At 63.3% G+C, this 16,043-nt stretch carries 14 protein-coding genes; 4 read left to right on the top strand and 10 right to left on the bottom strand.

What is annotated here, in order from left to right:
* Positions 1-523 precede the first annotated feature (523 nt).
* Together PspTeo4_RS19955 and desA are read right to left on the bottom strand one after the other, a co-directional pair.
* Positions 524-1,501 carry a sensor domain-containing diguanylate cyclase gene (locus PspTeo4_RS19955; RefSeq protein WP_322366902.1) on the bottom strand — a complete coding sequence of 326 codons (978 nt, stop codon included), beginning with the start codon at positions 1,499-1,501 and terminating at the stop codon, positions 524-526.
* A 141-nt stretch (positions 1,502-1,642) separates the two neighbouring features.
* Positions 1,643-2,827, bottom strand: a complete 1,185-nt coding sequence (gene desA, locus PspTeo4_RS19950; protein WP_322365656.1) for a delta-9 fatty acid desaturase DesA — start codon at positions 2,825-2,827, stop codon at positions 1,643-1,645.
* 142 nt (positions 2,828-2,969) lie between these two features.
* Here desA and dibA point away from each other — a divergent pair, with 142 nt between their 5' ends.
* A complete protein-coding gene (dibA, locus tag PspTeo4_RS19945) occupies positions 2,970-4,865 on the top strand; it encodes a phosphodiesterase DibA (protein ID WP_322365655.1) in 1,896 nt (631 codons plus the stop codon).
* A gap of 307 nt (positions 4,866-5,172) precedes the next feature.
* On the opposite strand, the gene PspTeo4_RS19940 is transcribed toward dibA, so the two are convergent.
* From PspTeo4_RS19940 to rpiA, 7 genes are all read right to left on the bottom strand, one after another.
* Positions 5,173-5,817 (bottom strand): methionine ABC transporter permease, encoded by a 645-nt coding sequence (locus PspTeo4_RS19940; RefSeq protein ID WP_322365654.1) that lies wholly within the window; start codon positions 5,815-5,817, stop codon positions 5,173-5,175.
* A complete protein-coding gene (locus PspTeo4_RS19935; RefSeq protein ID WP_322365653.1) occupies positions 5,807-6,916 on the bottom strand; it encodes a methionine ABC transporter ATP-binding protein in 1,110 nt (369 codons plus the stop codon). Before PspTeo4_RS19935 ends, PspTeo4_RS19940 begins: the two co-directional genes overlap by 11 nt.
* 1 nt (position 6,917) lies before the next feature.
* The gene (locus PspTeo4_RS19930; protein WP_322365652.1) at positions 6,918-7,718 is read right to left on the bottom strand and encodes a MetQ/NlpA family ABC transporter substrate-binding protein; all 801 of its coding nucleotides are present in this window, start codon (positions 7,716-7,718) and stop codon (positions 6,918-6,920) included.
* Positions 7,711-9,099 (bottom strand): LLM class flavin-dependent oxidoreductase, encoded by a 1,389-nt coding sequence (locus tag PspTeo4_RS19925; protein ID WP_322365651.1) that lies wholly within the window; start codon positions 9,097-9,099, stop codon positions 7,711-7,713. The genes PspTeo4_RS19930 and PspTeo4_RS19925 overlap by 8 nt, the downstream gene beginning before the upstream one ends.
* The gene (locus PspTeo4_RS19920) at positions 9,099-10,280 is read right to left on the bottom strand and encodes an SfnB family sulfur acquisition oxidoreductase (protein WP_322365650.1); all 1,182 of its coding nucleotides are present in this window, start codon (positions 10,278-10,280) and stop codon (positions 9,099-9,101) included. Before PspTeo4_RS19920 ends, PspTeo4_RS19925 begins: the two co-directional genes overlap by 1 nt.
* Positions 10,281-10,396: 116 nt before the next feature.
* Entirely contained in the window at positions 10,397-11,638 is a 1,242-nt protein-coding gene (locus PspTeo4_RS19915; RefSeq protein ID WP_322365649.1) for an SfnB family sulfur acquisition oxidoreductase, read from the bottom strand.
* A 259-nt stretch (positions 11,639-11,897) separates the two neighbouring features.
* The gene (gene rpiA / locus PspTeo4_RS19910; protein ID WP_322365648.1) at positions 11,898-12,572 is read right to left on the bottom strand and encodes a ribose-5-phosphate isomerase RpiA; all 675 of its coding nucleotides are present in this window, start codon (positions 12,570-12,572) and stop codon (positions 11,898-11,900) included.
* Positions 12,573-12,704: 132 nt separating this feature from the next.
* Here rpiA and ilvA point away from each other — a divergent pair, with 132 nt between their 5' ends.
* Positions 12,705-14,219: a threonine ammonia-lyase, biosynthetic gene (gene ilvA / locus PspTeo4_RS19905; protein ID WP_322365647.1), complete on the top strand. Its 1,515-nt coding sequence runs from the start codon at positions 12,705-12,707 to the stop codon at positions 14,217-14,219.
* Between the two features lie 86 nt (positions 14,220-14,305).
* Complete coding sequence (locus PspTeo4_RS19900) at positions 14,306-14,731, top strand: DUF2269 family protein (protein WP_322365646.1); 426 nt, start codon at positions 14,306-14,308, stop codon at positions 14,729-14,731.
* 31 nt (positions 14,732-14,762) lie between these two features.
* Here the strand turns inward: PspTeo4_RS19900 and PspTeo4_RS19895 are convergent, their stop codons facing one another.
* Positions 14,763-15,419, bottom strand: coding sequence for an HAD family hydrolase (locus PspTeo4_RS19895; RefSeq protein WP_322365645.1), 657 nt, complete (start codon positions 15,417-15,419; stop codon positions 14,763-14,765).
* A gap of 140 nt (positions 15,420-15,559) precedes the next feature.
* Between PspTeo4_RS19895 and PspTeo4_RS19890 the strand changes: the two genes are divergently transcribed.
* Positions 15,560-16,039, top strand: coding sequence for an RNA pyrophosphohydrolase (locus PspTeo4_RS19890; protein WP_003249017.1), 480 nt, complete (start codon positions 15,560-15,562; stop codon positions 16,037-16,039).
* The last annotated feature ends 4 nt before the right edge of the window (positions 16,040-16,043 follow it).

The following is a 16,043-nucleotide window of genomic DNA, read 5'->3' as shown; positions in this document are numbered from 1 at the left end:
GAGCCGGCATTCATAACCTTGATCACTGCACGTTGCACCAATTCAACTACTTCACGGGTCAAGACCTGGTCCAGGTGGCCGTGACCAATTCGCCTGGTTTTTTTTTGCTCGTCGTAAGAGTTTCGGCGCCTGCAAGATCGAGCGCCGCCCGCGCGGCGCATCGCGGATAAATCCGCTCCTACATTTGTTGCAACGTGCCGAACCTGTTACACCATGGTCGCCTGCCTTGGCGCATGTCTTGAGACTTGCAAACAGGCTGGCAACCATGGCCTCACAGGCATGGTCACGTTGCAACAAATGTAGGAGCGGATTTATCCGCGATGCGCCGCGCGGGCGGCGCTCGATATACGCATCACCCCCAAACCCAGGGCAGGCACTTCGAAGCCTCTCCCAAGATTCCGTGAAGAACCTTAAATAAGCGCTCCCTGCTTACCTGCGCAACGAGGTCGGCTTTTACCCAGCGTGTCTGTTGCTTGAAGTATGATCCTCTATCAGGTCAGCGCAGGAGGCGCTCTAAATGCCTTCACCCCCGCACAATCTGATTCTTGCCCTGGCGCTTGGCCTGGTACATCGCCGCATCCGCCCGGGCAAACAAACTGTCCAGTGACTCATCCTCGTCGGTAAGCCCGGTCAACCCCTGGCTGATGGTCACGCCATAGGCCTGATCCCCATGGCTGAAGCTCAAACGCTGGATTTCCCGCTGCAGGCGCTCGGCGATCTGTTCGGCCACCTGGGCCGTGCAGCCCGGAAATACCGCCGCGAATTCCTCGCCGCCGATGCGCCCGAACACGTCGCCACGCCGTAGCACGGCTTTGCCGCTGTCGGCGATGCGCTGCAGCACCTGGTCGCCTTCCTGGTGACCGTAACTGTCGTTGATCAGCTTGAAGTCATCGATGTCCAGCAGCAGAAAGGCCAGTGGCGTGCCTTCCTCACGGGCGCTGGCGAAGGCCTTGTTGGCGCAGTCGAAGAAATGCCGGCGGTTGCTGCTTTGGGTCAGCACGTCGGTGGTGGCCAGGCGCTGCAGTTCGCCCTCCAGCAGCTTCTTTTCGGTAATGTCCTCGGCGATACCGACGATGATCACGCGCTGTTCGCCTTCGCGTTGCTGGTTGACGTAGCACTTGTCGCTGAGCCAGCGCACCTGACCGTCAGCGTTGATGATTCGATACTCTCGGTCTTCCACCGAGCCTTTGAGCAGCACCTGGGCCAAGCTGTGCTCGGCATGCTCCAGGTCGTCAGGGTAAATACTGTCTCGCCACTCGTTGTAGTCGGCCAGCACCAGGCTGGCCGGCCTCCCGAAGATGCGCTCATAAGCGGGGCTGACATACAGCACCTGGCGGGTTTCCCAGTCGAAGGCCCAGAGCACGGCATTGACGCTGTCGAGCAGCGAGCTGTAGAGCTGCTCGCGCTCACTCAGGCGGGCGACTTCGCCTTGGGCATGCAGCAAAGCCAGCAAGGTCTGGGCGGCTTCCGGAGGCTGGGATGGATGGGGGATCTTGGCCATGAGCACGAAGCGATTCTCGACAGGAAAGCGTGCGGCCACCGACCGGCCCGCCACGCGGGCGATGTGCCGATTTGAGTCGAAGTGCAGGGGGGAAGTTCCGGGCAAACGCCCCGCTGGACGGGGCGTGCCGATCAACGGTGATCAGGCGCCGGAAGGACGCAGGGAATAGGTTTTCAGCTGCGCTGCGAAGTCATGCAAGGCATGGATGCCACTGGCCTCCGCTTCGTGCACCCAGTCCTTGATGGCGGCGAGCATGTCATGGCCATTAGCGCTGGTGCGGGCCCAGATCTGCTGCAAGGCCAGACGCTTCTCGTAGATGGTCTTGAGTGCGTGACTATGCGCGAGCATGGACTCGATGCGCACATGGTGGCGATCTTCCAGCAGGCTGGTCTCGCGCGATAGCAGGCGTTTGGCGCGGCGGAAACGGTGGCGCACCGAGGCATCCACCTTGGCCAGTTCCTGCTTGACCAACGGGCCGATCACCAGCTTGCGGTACTGGGCCATGATCTGGAAGCGGTTGTTGAGAATGGCCATGGCCGTGTCCATGTCCAGGCTGGCCTTGCCTTCGACCCGATGGGCGATGGGCGCGACCCGTTGCACCTTGGCCAGACGCAGCAGGCAGAACAGGCGAATCCAGGCCCAGCCCATGTCGAACTCCCAGCGCTTGACCGACAGCTTGGCCGAATTGGGATAGGTGTGGTGGTTGTTGTGCAGTTCCTCACCGCCAATGACGATGCCCCATGGCACCAGGTTGGTGGCGGCGTCGCGGCATTCGAAGTTGCGGTAGCCGACCGCATGACCCAGGCCGTTCACCACGCCAGCGGCCCAGAACGGAATCCACATCATCTGCACCGCCCAGATGGTGATGCCAATGGTGCCGAACAGCAGCAGGTCGATGACCGCCATCAGCGCGATGCCACCGAGCTTGTAGCGCGAATAGAGGTTGCGCTCGATCCAGTCATCCGGGCAGTTCTTGCCGTAGATGCGCAGGGTCTCGGGGTTGCGCGCCTCTTCCCGGTAAAGCTCCGCGCCTTTGCGCAGCACGGTGCTCAGGCCCTTGTAGACCGGGCTGTGCGGGTCGTCGGGGGTTTCGCACTTGGCGTGGTGCTTGCGGTGGACGGCGGTCCATTCGCGGGTGTTCTGCGCCGTGGTCAGCCACAGCCAGAAGCGGAAGAAATGCTTGAGCGCGCCGTTGAGCTCCAGGGCGCGGTGGGCGGAGTAGCGGTGCAGGTAGACGGTGACGCTGACGATGGTCACATGGGTCATCAGCAAGGTGATGGCGACCAGTTGCCAGGCCGACAGGTCGAGCAGGCCGTTGTACCACATAGGTTGGATAACCCTCGAAACAGGGAAGGGGCTGATTATCCCTTGGCAGGGAAATAAAACCAGTCACCCTTTCAGATAGGAAGTCACGACATGTTTCAGCCTTTATAATGCCCCATCCTTTTTCATGGGCTTTGCACCCGACATGTCTGTTTCTGTTCGCGACGCCTTGCGCATGGCTGCGCTCTATGTGGTGCTCTCGATCCTCTGGCTGGTGATGTCCGAGGTGGTGTTGCACAGTATGTCTGAAGACCCCCTGGCGCTGACCGTGGGGCGGCAGATCAACGTGGTGCTCTGGGTATTGGTCAGTGCTGTGCTGATCTTCGTTTCCCGTGCCCGCCTGCTGAATTTCATCGGCGTCGGTGCCCGTTTGCGCAGCGAGGACCGTGAGCGCCTGCGTATGGCGGCCGCCGTCTTCGACAGCACACTCGAAGGCGTGCTGGTCACCGACCGCCATGGCCTGATCGTGCACGTCAACCGGGCGTTCATGCGCATTACCGGCTACCAGCAGGACGAAGTGCTCGGCCAGCGGCCGAACAAGTTCAAGTCCGGGCGCCACGGTGTGCCGTTCTACCAGCAGATCTATGCCGCGCTGGCGCAGAAAGGCGAGTGGAGCGGGGAGATCTGGAACCGGCGCAAAAGTGGCGAGATCTACCCCCAGTGGCAGACGATCTGCGCCATTCGCGACGACAGCGGTGAACTTACCCACTACGTGGCGGTGTTCAGCGATATCAGTGCGATCAAGCATTCCGAGCAGGAGTTGGCCTACCTGGCCCACCATGACCCGCTCACCGCGCTGCCCAACCGCCTGTTGTTCAACGACCGCGCCGAGCAAGCGCTGAGTGCGGCCCAGGCCAACAAGCGTGGCTGCGCGTTGCTGCTGCTCGATCTGGACCATTTCCAGAGCATCAACGACGGCTTGGGCCACACCATCGGCGACCAGTTGCTCAAGCTGGTCGGAGAGCGTCTGGCCGAAGTGCTCGGCAGTGGCGTCACCCTGGCGCGCCTGGGCGGCGACGAGTTCGGCGTGTTGTATGAGAACTGCCAGCAGGTCGGGCAGGCGGGCAAGCTGGCGCAGAGCATCATCGAGCGGATGCGCGAGCCGTTCACCTTCGATGGGCATCGCCTGTTCATCAGCGCCAGCCTCGGCATCAGCCTGTTCCCCAACGATGCCTTGAGCGCCGAGCAACTGTTGCGCAATGCCGACTCCGCATTGTTCAAGGCCAAGAGCAATGGTCGGGCCTGCTACGCGTTCTACACCGAAGAACTGACCGCCCACGCCCAGCATCGGGTGGAAACCGCTGGCGAGCTGCGGCGGGCCCTGGAGGAAGAAGAGCTGCGGGTGTACTTCCAGCCGGTACATGATCTGTTCACCTCGAAAATGGTCGGAGTCGAGGCGTTGGTACGCTGGCAGCATCCAATGCGTGGCCTGGTGCCGCCAGGCGAGTTCATCCCGATTGCCGAGCGTACTGGGCTGATTGCCGAAATCGATGCCTGGGTGTTGCGCCAGGCGTGTCGGCAGATGGTGCAATGGCAGGCTGAAGGGCGGCAGTTGGCGTTCGTTGCGGTGAACATCTCCAGCCGGCTGTTCGGCCAGCACGAGCTGTATCGGCAGGTGGCCGAGGTGTTGCACGAAACCGGGCTGAACCCGGCGCTGCTGGAGCTTGAGGTCACCGAAAGTGCGGTGATGGAAGACCCTGAGGTCGCGTTGGAACAGCTGCACCGCTTGCGTGAGCTCGGGCTGAACCTGGCCATCGATGACTTCGGCACTGGGTATTCATCGTTGCTGCGGCTCAAGCGCCTGCCGGTGCAGAAGCTGAAGATCGACCAAGGCTTCGTTGCCGGGCTGCCGCTCGACGACGATGACATCGCCATTGTCCGAGTGATCATCGCCCTGGCCCGAAGCATGGGCATGCAGGTGCACGCCGAGGGCATCGAGCAGGCTGAGCAGGCGCGGTTCCTGCTGGAGCAGCAGTGTCAGCTGGGGCAGGGGTACTGGTTCGGCCGGCCGGTGCCTGAGCGGGAGTTGCGCTGGGGGTGAGGTGAGTGCTCGCCTTGGGTGGTGAGGTGATGCGTAGATCGAGCGCCGCCCGCGCGGCGCATCGCGAGCAAGGCTCGCTCCTACGCTTGTTTCGGGCCAGTCATGCCTGAAGCAGAGGCGCGCGACCGCCTTGTTTGTACGAGCCTATATCGAGCCGTTCAGCAAGGCGGTCGCGCGCGAATTCTGCAGGAGTGATTGGTCCGAAACAGACGTAGGAGCGAGCCTTGCTCGCGATGCGCCGCGCGGGCGGCGCTCGATCTTCGCCTCAACACATCTCTCAAGGCATGCCCCGCATACCCCGTCCGACTCACCGCTTGTTCAACCCTTTTGCCAGCCTATCCCCACCCAGCTGAATCAACGCCACCAGCGCCACCAGCATGGCAATCACGGTCAGCATGATCTGGCTGTCGAATCGCTGGTACCCGTACCGATAGGCAATATCTCCCAGCCCGCCGGCCCCGATTGCGCCGGCCATGGCTGAAGAGTTGATCAGGGTGACCAGGGTAATGGTGAAGCCGCCGACGATCCCAGGCAGAGCCTCGGGCAGCAGTACATGCCAGACGATGTGCCAGCGTCGGCAGCCCATGGCCTGGGCTGCTTCCACCAAGCCATGGTCCACCTCGCGCAGACTGACTTCGGCAATGCGGGCAAAGAACGGTGTGGCGGCGATGGTCAGGGGGACCACGGCTGCCCACACACCATAAGTGGTGCCAACCACCAGGCGGGTGAAGGGGATCAGCGCGACCATCAGAATCAGAAACGGGATCGAGCGGAACAGGTTGACGAACGCGCCTATCACGCGGTTCAGCAGCGGTGCCTCGAAGATCCCGCCCTTGTCGCTGGTCACCAGCAACACAGCCATGGGCACGCCCACCAGCAGGGCAATCAACGATGACACGCCGACCATCAGCAAGGTGTCGAGCAAGCCTTCCAGCAGACGATCAAACCACATGGCCCAGCACCTCCACGTCTTCGGCCCAGCGACGGGCACGTTCCAGCAATTGGTGGGCATCGTGCGGCGAGCCCTGTACCGACAGGATCAACTGCCCCAAAGCATGCTCGCCGATGGTTTCCACACCGCCCTGAAGCAGGCGCACGCGACCGCCCAGGTCGTTGAACAGGTCGGAAAGCGCGGGTTCTCCGAGCAGGGTGAGCTTGAGTACCACGGCACTGTCGCGGCCCGCCGGGCTGGCCCTCAGGTTGGCCTGCAGCGCTGCCGGAAGCTTGGCCTGCAACGGGGCGAGCAGGGTGCGGGTGACCTCGTGACGGGGTGAGCCGAACACCCGCCAGACCTCACCTTGCTCGACGATCTCGCCACGTTCGAGCACCACCACGCGATGACAGATATCGCGGATTACCGCCATCTCGTGGGTGATCAGCACCACCGTCAGGCCCAGGCGCAGGTTGATATCGCGCAGCAGTTCGAGGATCGAGGCCGTGGTTTCCGGGTCCAGCGCCGAGGTGGCTTCGTCGCACAGAAGAATCTCGGGGTCATGGACCAGCGCCCGGGCGATGCCGACCCGCTGCTTCTGTCCTCCTGACAGCTGCGCGGGGTATACGTGATGCTTCTCGGCGAGGCCCACCAGTTCCAGCAATTCACGCACTTTGCGTTGACGCTCGGCTTTGGCCACGCCGGCCACCTTTAGAGGCAGCTCGACGTTCTGCCACACGGTCTTGGCCGACATCAGGTTGAAGTGCTGGAAGATCATGCCGATGCGCCGGCGCAGCGCGACCAGGCGGTCTTCATCGAACGGCGCGATGTCCACCTGGTCGATCAGCACCCGGCCCTGGCTGGGTTGCTCCAGGCGGTTGATGGTGCGAAGCAATGACGATTTGCCAGCGCCGCTGCGGCCGATGATGCCGAAGATTTCGCCGCGACGGATGTTCAGGTCGATGCCCTGCAGGGCGGGTTGCGCCTGGCCGAGGTAGGTCTTGCCCAGGCCAATGAAGCGCACATGGGCTTCATTGACCTCCGGGCGCAGCGCCTGCTCCCGAGCCGGTGGCGGCGTGGTGTGAGTGGTGGGCGCCTTGAAGGCGCTGGCCTGGCCCATGTCAGCCTTCCCAACCGGCCTGGTAGAGCTTGCCGTGGGCCTTGTTCAACGCCGCGCGTACCACTGGCGAGTGCTGGTAGATGTCGACGAACTTGGCTAGACGCGTGTCGTCCTTGGTTTGCGGGCGAATGACGAACTGGATGACGTACTCCTTGTTTTCCAGGCCATCGAACAGCAGGGCGGAGGTGGCGTCGAAGCTGTTGGCCAGGCGTATGTAGGCCGGGTAGCCCTGAACCAGGTCGGCGTCGTCATAGGCGCGTACCAGTTGCACGGCCTCGACCTGAAGGATCTTCAGCTTTTTCGGGTTGGCGATGATGTCGTCTTCGGTGGCCTTGTAGCCGACCCCCGGCTTGAGGGTGATCAACCCGGCCTTGGCCAGCAGTTGCAAGCCACGCCCGCTGTTGATCGGGTCGTTGGCGATGGCCACGCTGGCGCCTTCGGGCAGTTCGGTAAAGCTTTTGTACTTTTTCGAGTACAGCCCGACATTGTTGATGATCCCCGGTGCGTAGGGCACCAGATCAAACCCGGCGGCGGCCTTGGCGTTTTCCAGGAACGGGATGTGCTGGAAGTAATTGACGTCGATGTCGCCGCTGTTGAGGCTGACATTGGGGGCGATCCAGTCGCTGAATTCGATCAGCTTCACTTCCAGCCCTTGCTTGTGCGCCTCTTCCACGGCGGCTTCCAGCGGAATCGCAAATGCCGCGGTGGTGCCGATTTTCAGAGGCTCGGCAGCGAGCACGGAGTTGGACAGGCCGAGGGTGAGGGCAATGGCCGCGACGGGCCGGAACAGTTTTTCAAGCATGGTGCAGGGCTCCAGTCGGGGCGGTGGTGGTTGAGCGGTAAGTCGAGCCGGGGTGGCTGGCGGGCAGGTGCGGGTGGTCGCTGTCGAACAGCTTTTCGCGCAGGGTGCCTTCGGCGTAGGCGGTCTTGTAGCGGTCTCGCTGTTGCAGTTGCGGGACCACCAGGTCAATGAAGTCCTCGAAGCTTTCGGGGGTGACGGTACGGGTCAGGTTGAAACCGTCCAGGCCGGTTTCGTCGACCCAGGCGATGAGTTGCTCGGCGACCTGTTCGGGCGTGCCGACCAGGGTCACGTAGCGTCCGCCCAGTGCGTGTTGTTGCAACAAGCGGCGACGGGTCCAGGCGTTCTCCTGCAGCTGGCGGGTGGCGGACTGGATGGCGTTGCCTTTGTTGAAACCGATGGGCTCGTCCAACTCGTAAGTGGCGAAGTCGATCCCGGTGGAGGCCGCGAAGTGCGCCACACCCGCCTCGGGGCTGGCGTAGCGCAAGTATTCGGCGTGCTTGGCCTGGGCCTGTTGCTCGGTGGGCGCGACGATCACGGTAATGCCCATGAACACCTTGATTGCCTGCGGGTCGCGGCCGGCCGCCTGGGCGGCGGCGCGTACCTTGTCGACCTGGGCGCGGGTGGCGGTTTTGTCCTGGCCACTGATGAACACGCACTCGGCATGGTTGCCGGCGAAGGCCAGGCCACGGGGCGAGCTGCCGGCCTGGAACAGCACCGGGGTGCGCTGCGGCGAGGGCTCGCACAGGTGGTATCCCTCGACTTTGTAGAACTCACCGTTGTGGTGGACCTTGCGCACTTTGTCCGGCCGGGCATAGATGCGCTGTTCGCGGTCTTCCACCACGGCATCGTCGTCCCAACTGCCTTCCAGCAGTTTGTACAGCACCTGCAGGTACTCATCGGCTTGGTCATACCGGCGGTCGTGCTCGGGTTGCTGCTCCAGGCCCATGGCGCGGGCAGCGCTGTCGAGGTAGCCGGTGACGATGTTCCAGCCGACCCGGCCATTGCTCAGGTGGTCGAGGGTCGAGAGGCGTCGGGCGAACAGGTACGGCGCTTCGTAGGTGAGGTTGGCGGTGAGGCCGAAGCCCAGGTTGCGGGTCACGGCGGCCATGGCCGAAACCAGCAGCAGCGGGTCGTTGACCGGCAGCTGGATCGACTCTTTTAGCGTCACGTCCAGTGAATTGCCGTAGATGTCGTAAGTGCCGACGATGTCGGCGATGAACAGACCATCGAACAGCCCTCGCTCTAGCAGCCGTGCCAGGTCGGTCCAATATTCCAGGGTCTTGTAGCGCGTCGAAGTGTCCCGTGGATGGGTCCACAGGCCATGGTTGATGTGCCCGATGCAGTTCATGTTGAAGGCATTGAGCAGGATCTGCTTGGCCATCAGATGGTCCCCCGGCGCGGCGGGTTCGTGTCGTTCAGGTAGTAGTTGCCGATGGCGTGGTATTTCCAGCGCACCGGGTCGTGCAGGGTGTGGACCCGGGCATTGCGCCAGTGGCGGTCAAGGTTGTGCTCGGCCAGGGTGGCCTGGCTGCCGGCCAGCTCGAACAGGGTGGTGCCGGCGGCCAGGGAGATTTCGGTGCTGATCGCCCGTGCCTCGGCCACGGCGATGGAGGCGGCGGCGACGGTGTCGGCGGTGCTGTCGTCGCGGGCGCGGTCCAGGTATTCCCCTGCGCGTTCCAGCAAGGCTTCGGCGGCGTGCAGGCGGATCGCCAGATGGCCGAAGCTTTTAAGGGTCAAGGGGTCGTCAGTGGCTTTGTCCAGGCCTGAGTCGACCCAGGGGCGGCTGCGCGTGCGTACGAAGTGCAGGGCATCTTCGTAGGCGGCGCGGGCGATGCCGGTGTCGATGGCAGCGTGAAGAATCTGTGCCAGTGGGCCGACTGGGGTCGGGCGCTCGAAGGCGCTGTCGAACGGCACCACGTCTTCGGCGCGCACGAATACGTCGTCGAACACAACCGAGCCGCTGCCGGTCGTGCGCTGACCGAAACCGCTCCAGTCGTCGATTACCTGCAGGCCTTGGCTGTCGGCAGGGACGAAGGCCAGATGCTGCGCGCCTTGTTCATCGATGACCGAGGTAGGGATGCGCTGGGCGTACAGCGCGCCGGTGGCGTAGAACTTGCGGCCGTTGATACGAAAGCCGGCGCCATCGCGGGTCAGGCGGGTGGTGCGTTCGTTGGCGGTCTTGGTGCCCAGCTCGGCCAGGGCATTGCCAAAACGCAGGCCTTTGAGGACTTCGCCATAAAGGCGTTGTTGCTGCTCGGGGCTGCCGTTCACGCGCAGCACTTCCAGGGCGTAGAAGTGGTTTTGCGGGATCTGCCCGAGGGAGGCGTCGGCCTGGGCGATGCGGGCGATGACCTTGGCCAGGGTGACGTTGGACACGCCAGCGCCGCCGAAGGCCTTGGGCACGCTGATGGCCCACAAGCCGGAGCGTGTGAACAAGTCGAGCTCGGCGTGGGGCAGGCGGCGTTCGCGGTCGCGCAGGGGGCTGTCCTGACGCAGTTTCTGGGCGATTTCTTCAGCGACGGACAGGGCCTGGGCATCGCTGGTGATGAGGTATGTAGTCATGGTGTTCTCCAGGGGCTGGGGGCCGCTTTGCGGCCCAATCGCCGGCAAGCCGGCTCCTACAGGGTTTGTGGGAGCCGGCTTGCCGGCGATTGGGCTGCGCAGCAGCCCCGGCCCGATCAGATCCAGGAATGCCGTGCAGGCAGGGTGCCGTTGAGGTGGTAAGCGCCCACCGCGTGGTACTTCCAGCGCACCGGGTCGTGCAGCGTGTGCACCCGGGCATTGCGCCAGTGGCGGTCGAGGTTGAACTCGGTAAGGGTGGCGCGGCTGCCGGCCAGCTCGAACAGCTTCTCGCTGGCCTGCAGCGAGATTTCGGTAGTGAGCACCTTGGCCTCGGCCACGGCGATGGAGGCGCGCGCTGCCGCTTCGGCATCGATCGGTTCGGCATTGACGTCGTCGAGCACCTTCGCGGCCCTGCGCAGCAAGGCTTCGGCTGCATGGAGCTCCAGCTTCAGGCGGCCAATGTCGGCGATCACATAGGGGTCATCGCTGGCTCGCTCGACCTTGGCTTCGATCCATGGCCGGGACTTGTCGCGCACGAAGGCGATGGCATCTTCAATTGCCGCTTCGGCGATACCAGCGTCGATTGCGGCCTGAATCAGTTGCGAGGCAGCGCCCTGGATATTGGGAATGTCACGCTGGCGCCAGTTGTCGATGACCAGGTCGGCCTCCACCGGCACCTGGTCCAGCAGCACAGTGCCGCTGGCGGTGGTGCGCTGGCCGAAGCCCGACCAGTCGTCGACGATGCGCAGCCCCGGGCTGCCCCGGCGCACGAACGCCAGACGCTGACGGCCTTCATCGTCCAGCGCCTTGACCGCCACCCAATGGGCGAACAAGGCACCGGTGGAATAGAACTTCTCACCGCTGATGCGATAGCCGTCACCCGAGCGGGTGATTCGGGCCTTGAGGGTCAGGGTGTCCTTGGTGCCCCGTTCAGGGCCGGCGTTACCGATGCGCCAACCATCGAGCACGCTGCGGAAAATCACCGCCTGCTGGGCTTCGCTGGCCGTGAGGCGCAGCAACTGCAGCATGCCGAACTGGTTCTGCGGGATCTGCCCCAGGGCCGGGTCGGCGGCGCTGATCAGGCGGAACACTTCGGCGATGGTCGCAAAGGAAACGTCCGGGCCGCCGTGGGCCTTGGGTACGCTGATGCTGCCCAGGCCGCTGCGGGTGAACTGTTCGATTTCAGCCCAAGGCAGTTTGCGTTGCTGGTCGCGGCGCGACGCCTGTTCACGGGCACTGGCGGCCAGTTCGCGGGCGGCTTGCAGGGCTTCGGCGTCGTTGCGCAGGACCTTGGCCGGCAGCAGCAGGGGCGAGCTGTCGAGGTCGCTGTGGAATTGGGTATTTGGTTGGCTGGACATCAGTGCCGCTCCTTGGCTGCACTCAATGCCCTGGCGTTGCGCACTGGGGTGATTGTGATCCTGACCATTCCTAACCTCACAAAGTGGAAACGTCGCTTCAGCTGATCGCGACAGACATTTGCTGGTCCGGTGGTCCGGTGTATATACCCTAATGGCTTATCAAGAGTTTATGAACTAACTCTTTGGAATATATATAGAAGGCGGGATGACGGTGACGAAAGCGCAGGCCCTGTGGATAAGGGCCTGCGCCGTGAAGCCATTACTCGGCTTTGAGGCTTTTCACGCCTTCGGCAGTGCCCAGCAGCAGCAGGTCTGCGGGACGGGCGGCGAACAGGCCGTTGGTGACCACGCCGACAATGGCGTTGATCTGGCTTTCCAGCTCCACCGGGTTGGTGATCTGCAGGTTGTGCACGTCCAGGATCACGTTGCCGTTGTCGGTCACCACGCCCTCGCGGTAGACCGGGTCGCCGCCCAGCTTCACCAGCTGGCGCGCCACGTGGCTGCGGGCCATCGGGATCACTTCGACCGGCAGCGGGAAGGCGCCCAGCACCGGCACCAGCTTGCTGCCGTCGGCGATGCAGATGAAGGTCTTGGCCACGGCGGCGACGATCTTCTCGCGGGTCAGGGCTGCGCCGCCGCCCTTGATCAGGTTCAGGTGCGCATCGCTTTCGTCGGCGCCATCGACGTAGAACTCAAGCTCGCTGACGCTGTTCAGCTCGTACACCGGGATGCCGTGGCCCTTCAGACGCTGGGCAGTGGCCTCGGAGCTGGCGACCGCGCCGTCGAAGGCGGTCTTGTGCTGGGCCAGGGCGTCAATGAAGAAGTTGGCGGTCGAACCGGTTCCGACGCCGACGACGCTCTTTTCATCCAGCTTGGGCAGAATGAAGTCGACAGCGGCCTGGGCGACGGCCTGTTTGAGTTGGTCCTGGGTCATGCGGGCTCCGAAAGGGGCAGGGCGGTTTCAAAGTTGCCTAGTATAACGGCTCGGGCGGCTTTGCTGTGGTCGCCCGACGTAGCGCTGGGGTAGACTCCCAGCCCTTGTCCCGCGGCCAGTGATGCTTTCCCGATGCTCGAACAGTACGTCAAGAAGATCCTCACCTCGCGCGTCTACGACGTTGCGGTCGAAACCCCGCTGCAGAGTGCCGGGCAGCTGAGCAAACGGCTGAACAACCAGGTGCTGCTCAAGCGCGAAGACCTGCAGCCCGTGTTTTCCTTCAAGATTCGCGGGGCGTACAACAAGCTGGCGCAGCTGAGTGCGGAAGAACTGGCTCGTGGCGTGGTCACTGCATCGGCCGGCAACCATGCCCAGGGCGTGGCGCTGGCGGCCCGCGAGTTGGGCATCAAGGCCACTATCGTGATGCCCAAGACCACCCCGGAAATCAAGGTCGAAGGCGTGCGCTCGCGGGGCGGCAAGGTGGTGCTGCATGGCGATTCGTTCCCGGAGGCGCTGGCCTATTCGCTGAAGCTGGTCGACGAGAAGGGCTTCGTCTATATCCACCCCTACGATGACCCGCACACCATTGCCGGCCAGGGCACCGTGGCCATGGAAATCCTGCGCCAGCACCCCGGGCAGCTGGATGCCATCTTCGTGCCCGTCGGTGGCGGTGGCCTGATCGCCGGCATCGCCGCCTATGTGAAGTACCTGCGTCCAGAGATCAAGGTGATCGGTGTCGAGCCGGACGATTCCAACTGCCTGCAGGCAGCCATGGCGGCCGGCGAGCGCGTGGTGCTGCCGCAGGTCGGGCTGTTCGCCGACGGCGTGGCGGTGGCGCAGATTGGCCAGCATACCTTCGACATCTGCCGTCATTACGTGGATGAAGTGGTCACCGTCAGCACAGACGAAATCTGCGCGGCAATCAAGGATATCTACGACGATACCCGCTCGATTACCGAACCTGCCGGCGCGTTAGGCGTTGCTGGCATCAAGAAATACGTGGAGCTCAAGGGTGTGAGCGGCCAGACCCTGGTGGCCATCGACTCCGGCGCCAACGTCAACTTCGACCGCCTGCGCCACGTGGCCGAGCGAGCCGAGTTGGGTGAAAAGCGCGAAGCGATCATCGCGGTGACCATTCCCGAGCGGCCAGGCAGCTTCAAAGCCTTCTGCGAGGCCATCGGCAAGCGCCAGATCACCGAGTTCAACTACCGCAAGCACACCTCCGACGAGGCGCACATTTTCGTCGGCGTGCAGACCCACCCGGAAAACGACCCACGCGCGGCGTTGGTCCAGCAACTGATCGAACAAGGCTTCCCGGTTACCGACCTGACCGACAACGAACTGGCCAAGCTGCACATCCGCCACATGGTGGGTGGCCACTCGGCTGGGGCCAGTGACGAGATCGTGCTGCGTTTCGAATTCCCCGAGCGGCCGGGCGCGCTGTTCAATTTCCTGACCAAGCTGGGCGGGCGCTGGAATATCTCGATGTTCCATTACCGCAACCATGGCGCGGCCGATGGGCGCGTGGTGGCTGGCCTGCAGGTGCCGGAGGATGAGCGTCACCTGGTGCCAGCGGCTTTGGCCAAGATCGGCTACCCATATTGGGACGAGACCGACAACCCGGCGTATCGGTTGTTTCTGGGCTAAACAGCTAAGCTAGGGCTGATGGCCCTTTCGCGGGTTTACCCGCGAAGAGGCCACAGCAAAATCGCCTGCTTAAGGACAATGTGGTCATGGAACATCTGACAACTCTCAAAGCCCTGCACATCATTGCCACTGCCCTGTTGCTGCTGGGCGCGCTGGGCCTGGCGATCTGGACCGTGCTGGCACGCCGGCGGGGCGATGCCGAAGCCTATGGCAAGCTGCTGCGCAGGCCGCTGGTATTCGTCTGGCTGCTGATGGGGGTGTGCCTGGTGAGCATGCCGTTCACCGGCTGGTGGCTGGTGCATCTGGTCGGCTGGCCGCTGGGGCAGACCTGGGTGCTGGCGTCCAGTGTCATCTATACCCTTGGCGCGTTTGCGGTGTGGTGGTTGATGGTGCGCTTGAATCGGTTGCGCAAGGCCGAGGTGGTGGGTTTGAAGTTCACCCTGGCGCTGGCGGTGTTCAGTGGGGTGTGCTTGCTGTCCATCGCGGGGCTGATGGGGGCAAAACCGGTTTAAGGCAAAGGGCCGCAAAGCGGCCCTGGCGGCCTCAACCCCTCAGCGACATCACCTGCCACCCCCGCCGCTCGGCCTCCGCCCGCAGGTTCGGGTCAGGGTCCACGGCCACTGCCCGCTCCACCTGCTCCAGCAACGGCAGGTCATTCATCGAGTCGCTATAGAAGCAACTCCCCTTCAGGTCATACCCATTCTCCAGCATCCAGCGCTTGAGACGCGTCACCTTCCCTTCACGGAAACACGGTATATCGGTACTGCGCCCGGTGTAGCGACCGTCCACGGTTTCGCATTCGGTGGCCAACAGGGTGCGCACACCCAGGCGGCGGGCGATGGGGGCGGTGACGAAGCGGTTGGTGGCGGTGATGATCACCAGCTTGTCGCCGGCTTCGCGGTGCTGGCGCAGAAGGGCTTCGGCTTTGGGCAGGATGATCGGCTCGATGCAGTCGCGCATGAAGTCCCGGTGCCATTCGTCGAGCTGGGCCGGTGCGGTCGCGGCAAGGATTTCCATCGAGAAGGCCAGGTAGGCCTGCAGGTCCAGAGTACCGGCAAGGTAGCTCTGGTAGAAACCATCGTTACGCTGCTTGTAGGCGATCGGGTCAAGGATGCGGCGTTCGCACAGATAGTCACCCCAGGCATGGTCGCTGTCGCCACCGAGGAGGGTATTGTCCAGGTCGAATAAAGCCAGGCGCATCGCGGTCACTCACATCAGCCACAAGGGAGCCCGCAGAATACGGAGTTTTCACCTCGCTGCACATAAGCTTGGCGGGCGCGTTGCTGCGCTTGTGAGCTTTGTGGAACAATGCGGTGACATGCGTTTGCGAGGTTGCTGCCGTGATCGACCCGGATGGTTTTCGCCCTAACGTCGGGATCATTCTCACGAATGATGCCGGGCAGGTGCTATGGGCTCGGCGGATCAACCAGGATGCCTGGCAATTTCCTCAGGGTGGCATCAACCCTGACGAAACGCCGGAAGATGCCCTGTACCGCGAGCTGAACGAAGAAGTTGGCCTTGAACGCGACGATGTGGAAATTCTTGCCTGCACCCGTGGCTGGTTGCGTTATCGTTTACCCCAACGCCTGGTGCGTACCCACAGCCAGCCGCTGTGTATCGGCCAGAAGCAGAAGTGGTTCCTGCTGCGCCTGGTAAGTAACGAACAGCGGGTGCGGATGGACCTGACCGGCAAGCCTGAGTTCGACGGCTGGCGCTGGGTCAGTTATTGGTACCCGCTGGGCCAGGTAGTGACATTCAAGCGCGAGGTCTACCGACGCGCCCTGAAAGAGCTAGCACCGCGTCTGCTGACGCGCGACTGACGAC

This window comes from Pseudomonas sp. Teo4 (genome assembly GCF_034387475.1).
Classification (GTDB): Bacteria; Pseudomonadota; Gammaproteobacteria; order Pseudomonadales; family Pseudomonadaceae; genus Aquipseudomonas.
This window is presented reverse-complemented; position numbering and strand designations above follow the sequence as displayed.

What these genes read in the sequence shown, in the direction of transcription:
- PspTeo4_RS19915 (WP_322365649.1), bottom strand. Translation starts at nt 11,638, where the DNA reads ATGTCCAGCCAACCAAATACCCAATTCCACAGCGACCTCGACAGCTCG.
- desA (WP_322365656.1), bottom strand. Translation starts at nt 2,827, where the DNA reads ATGTGGTACAACGGCCTGCTCGACCTGTCGGCCTGGCAACTGGTCGCC.
- PspTeo4_RS19930 (WP_322365652.1), bottom strand. Translation starts at nt 7,718, where the DNA reads ATGCTTGAAAAACTGTTCCGGCCCGTCGCGGCCATTGCCCTCACCCTC.
- rpiA (WP_322365648.1), bottom strand. Translation starts at nt 12,572, where the DNA reads ATGACCCAGGACCAACTCAAACAGGCCGTCGCCCAGGCCGCTGTCGAC.
- ilvA (WP_322365647.1), top strand. Translation starts at nt 12,705, where the DNA reads ATGCTCGAACAGTACGTCAAGAAGATCCTCACCTCGCGCGTCTACGAC.
- dibA (WP_322365655.1), top strand. Translation starts at nt 2,970, where the DNA reads ATGTCTGTTTCTGTTCGCGACGCCTTGCGCATGGCTGCGCTCTATGTG.
- PspTeo4_RS19900 (WP_322365646.1), top strand. Translation starts at nt 14,306, where the DNA reads ATGGAACATCTGACAACTCTCAAAGCCCTGCACATCATTGCCACTGCC.
- PspTeo4_RS19920 (WP_322365650.1), bottom strand. Translation starts at nt 10,280, where the DNA reads ATGACTACATACCTCATCACCAGCGATGCCCAGGCCCTGTCCGTCGCT.
- PspTeo4_RS19955 (WP_322366902.1), bottom strand. Translation starts at nt 1,501, where the DNA reads ATGGCCAAGATCCCCCATCCATCCCAGCCTCCGGAAGCCGCCCAGACC.
- PspTeo4_RS19940 (WP_322365654.1), bottom strand. Translation starts at nt 5,817, where the DNA reads ATGTGGTTTGATCGTCTGCTGGAAGGCTTGCTCGACACCTTGCTGATG.
- PspTeo4_RS19935 (WP_322365653.1), bottom strand. Translation starts at nt 6,916, where the DNA reads ATGGGCCAGGCCAGCGCCTTCAAGGCGCCCACCACTCACACCACGCCG.
- PspTeo4_RS19925 (WP_322365651.1), bottom strand. Translation starts at nt 9,099, where the DNA reads ATGGCCAAGCAGATCCTGCTCAATGCCTTCAACATGAACTGCATCGGG.
- PspTeo4_RS19895 (WP_322365645.1), bottom strand. Translation starts at nt 15,419, where the DNA reads ATGCGCCTGGCTTTATTCGACCTGGACAATACCCTCCTCGGTGGCGAC.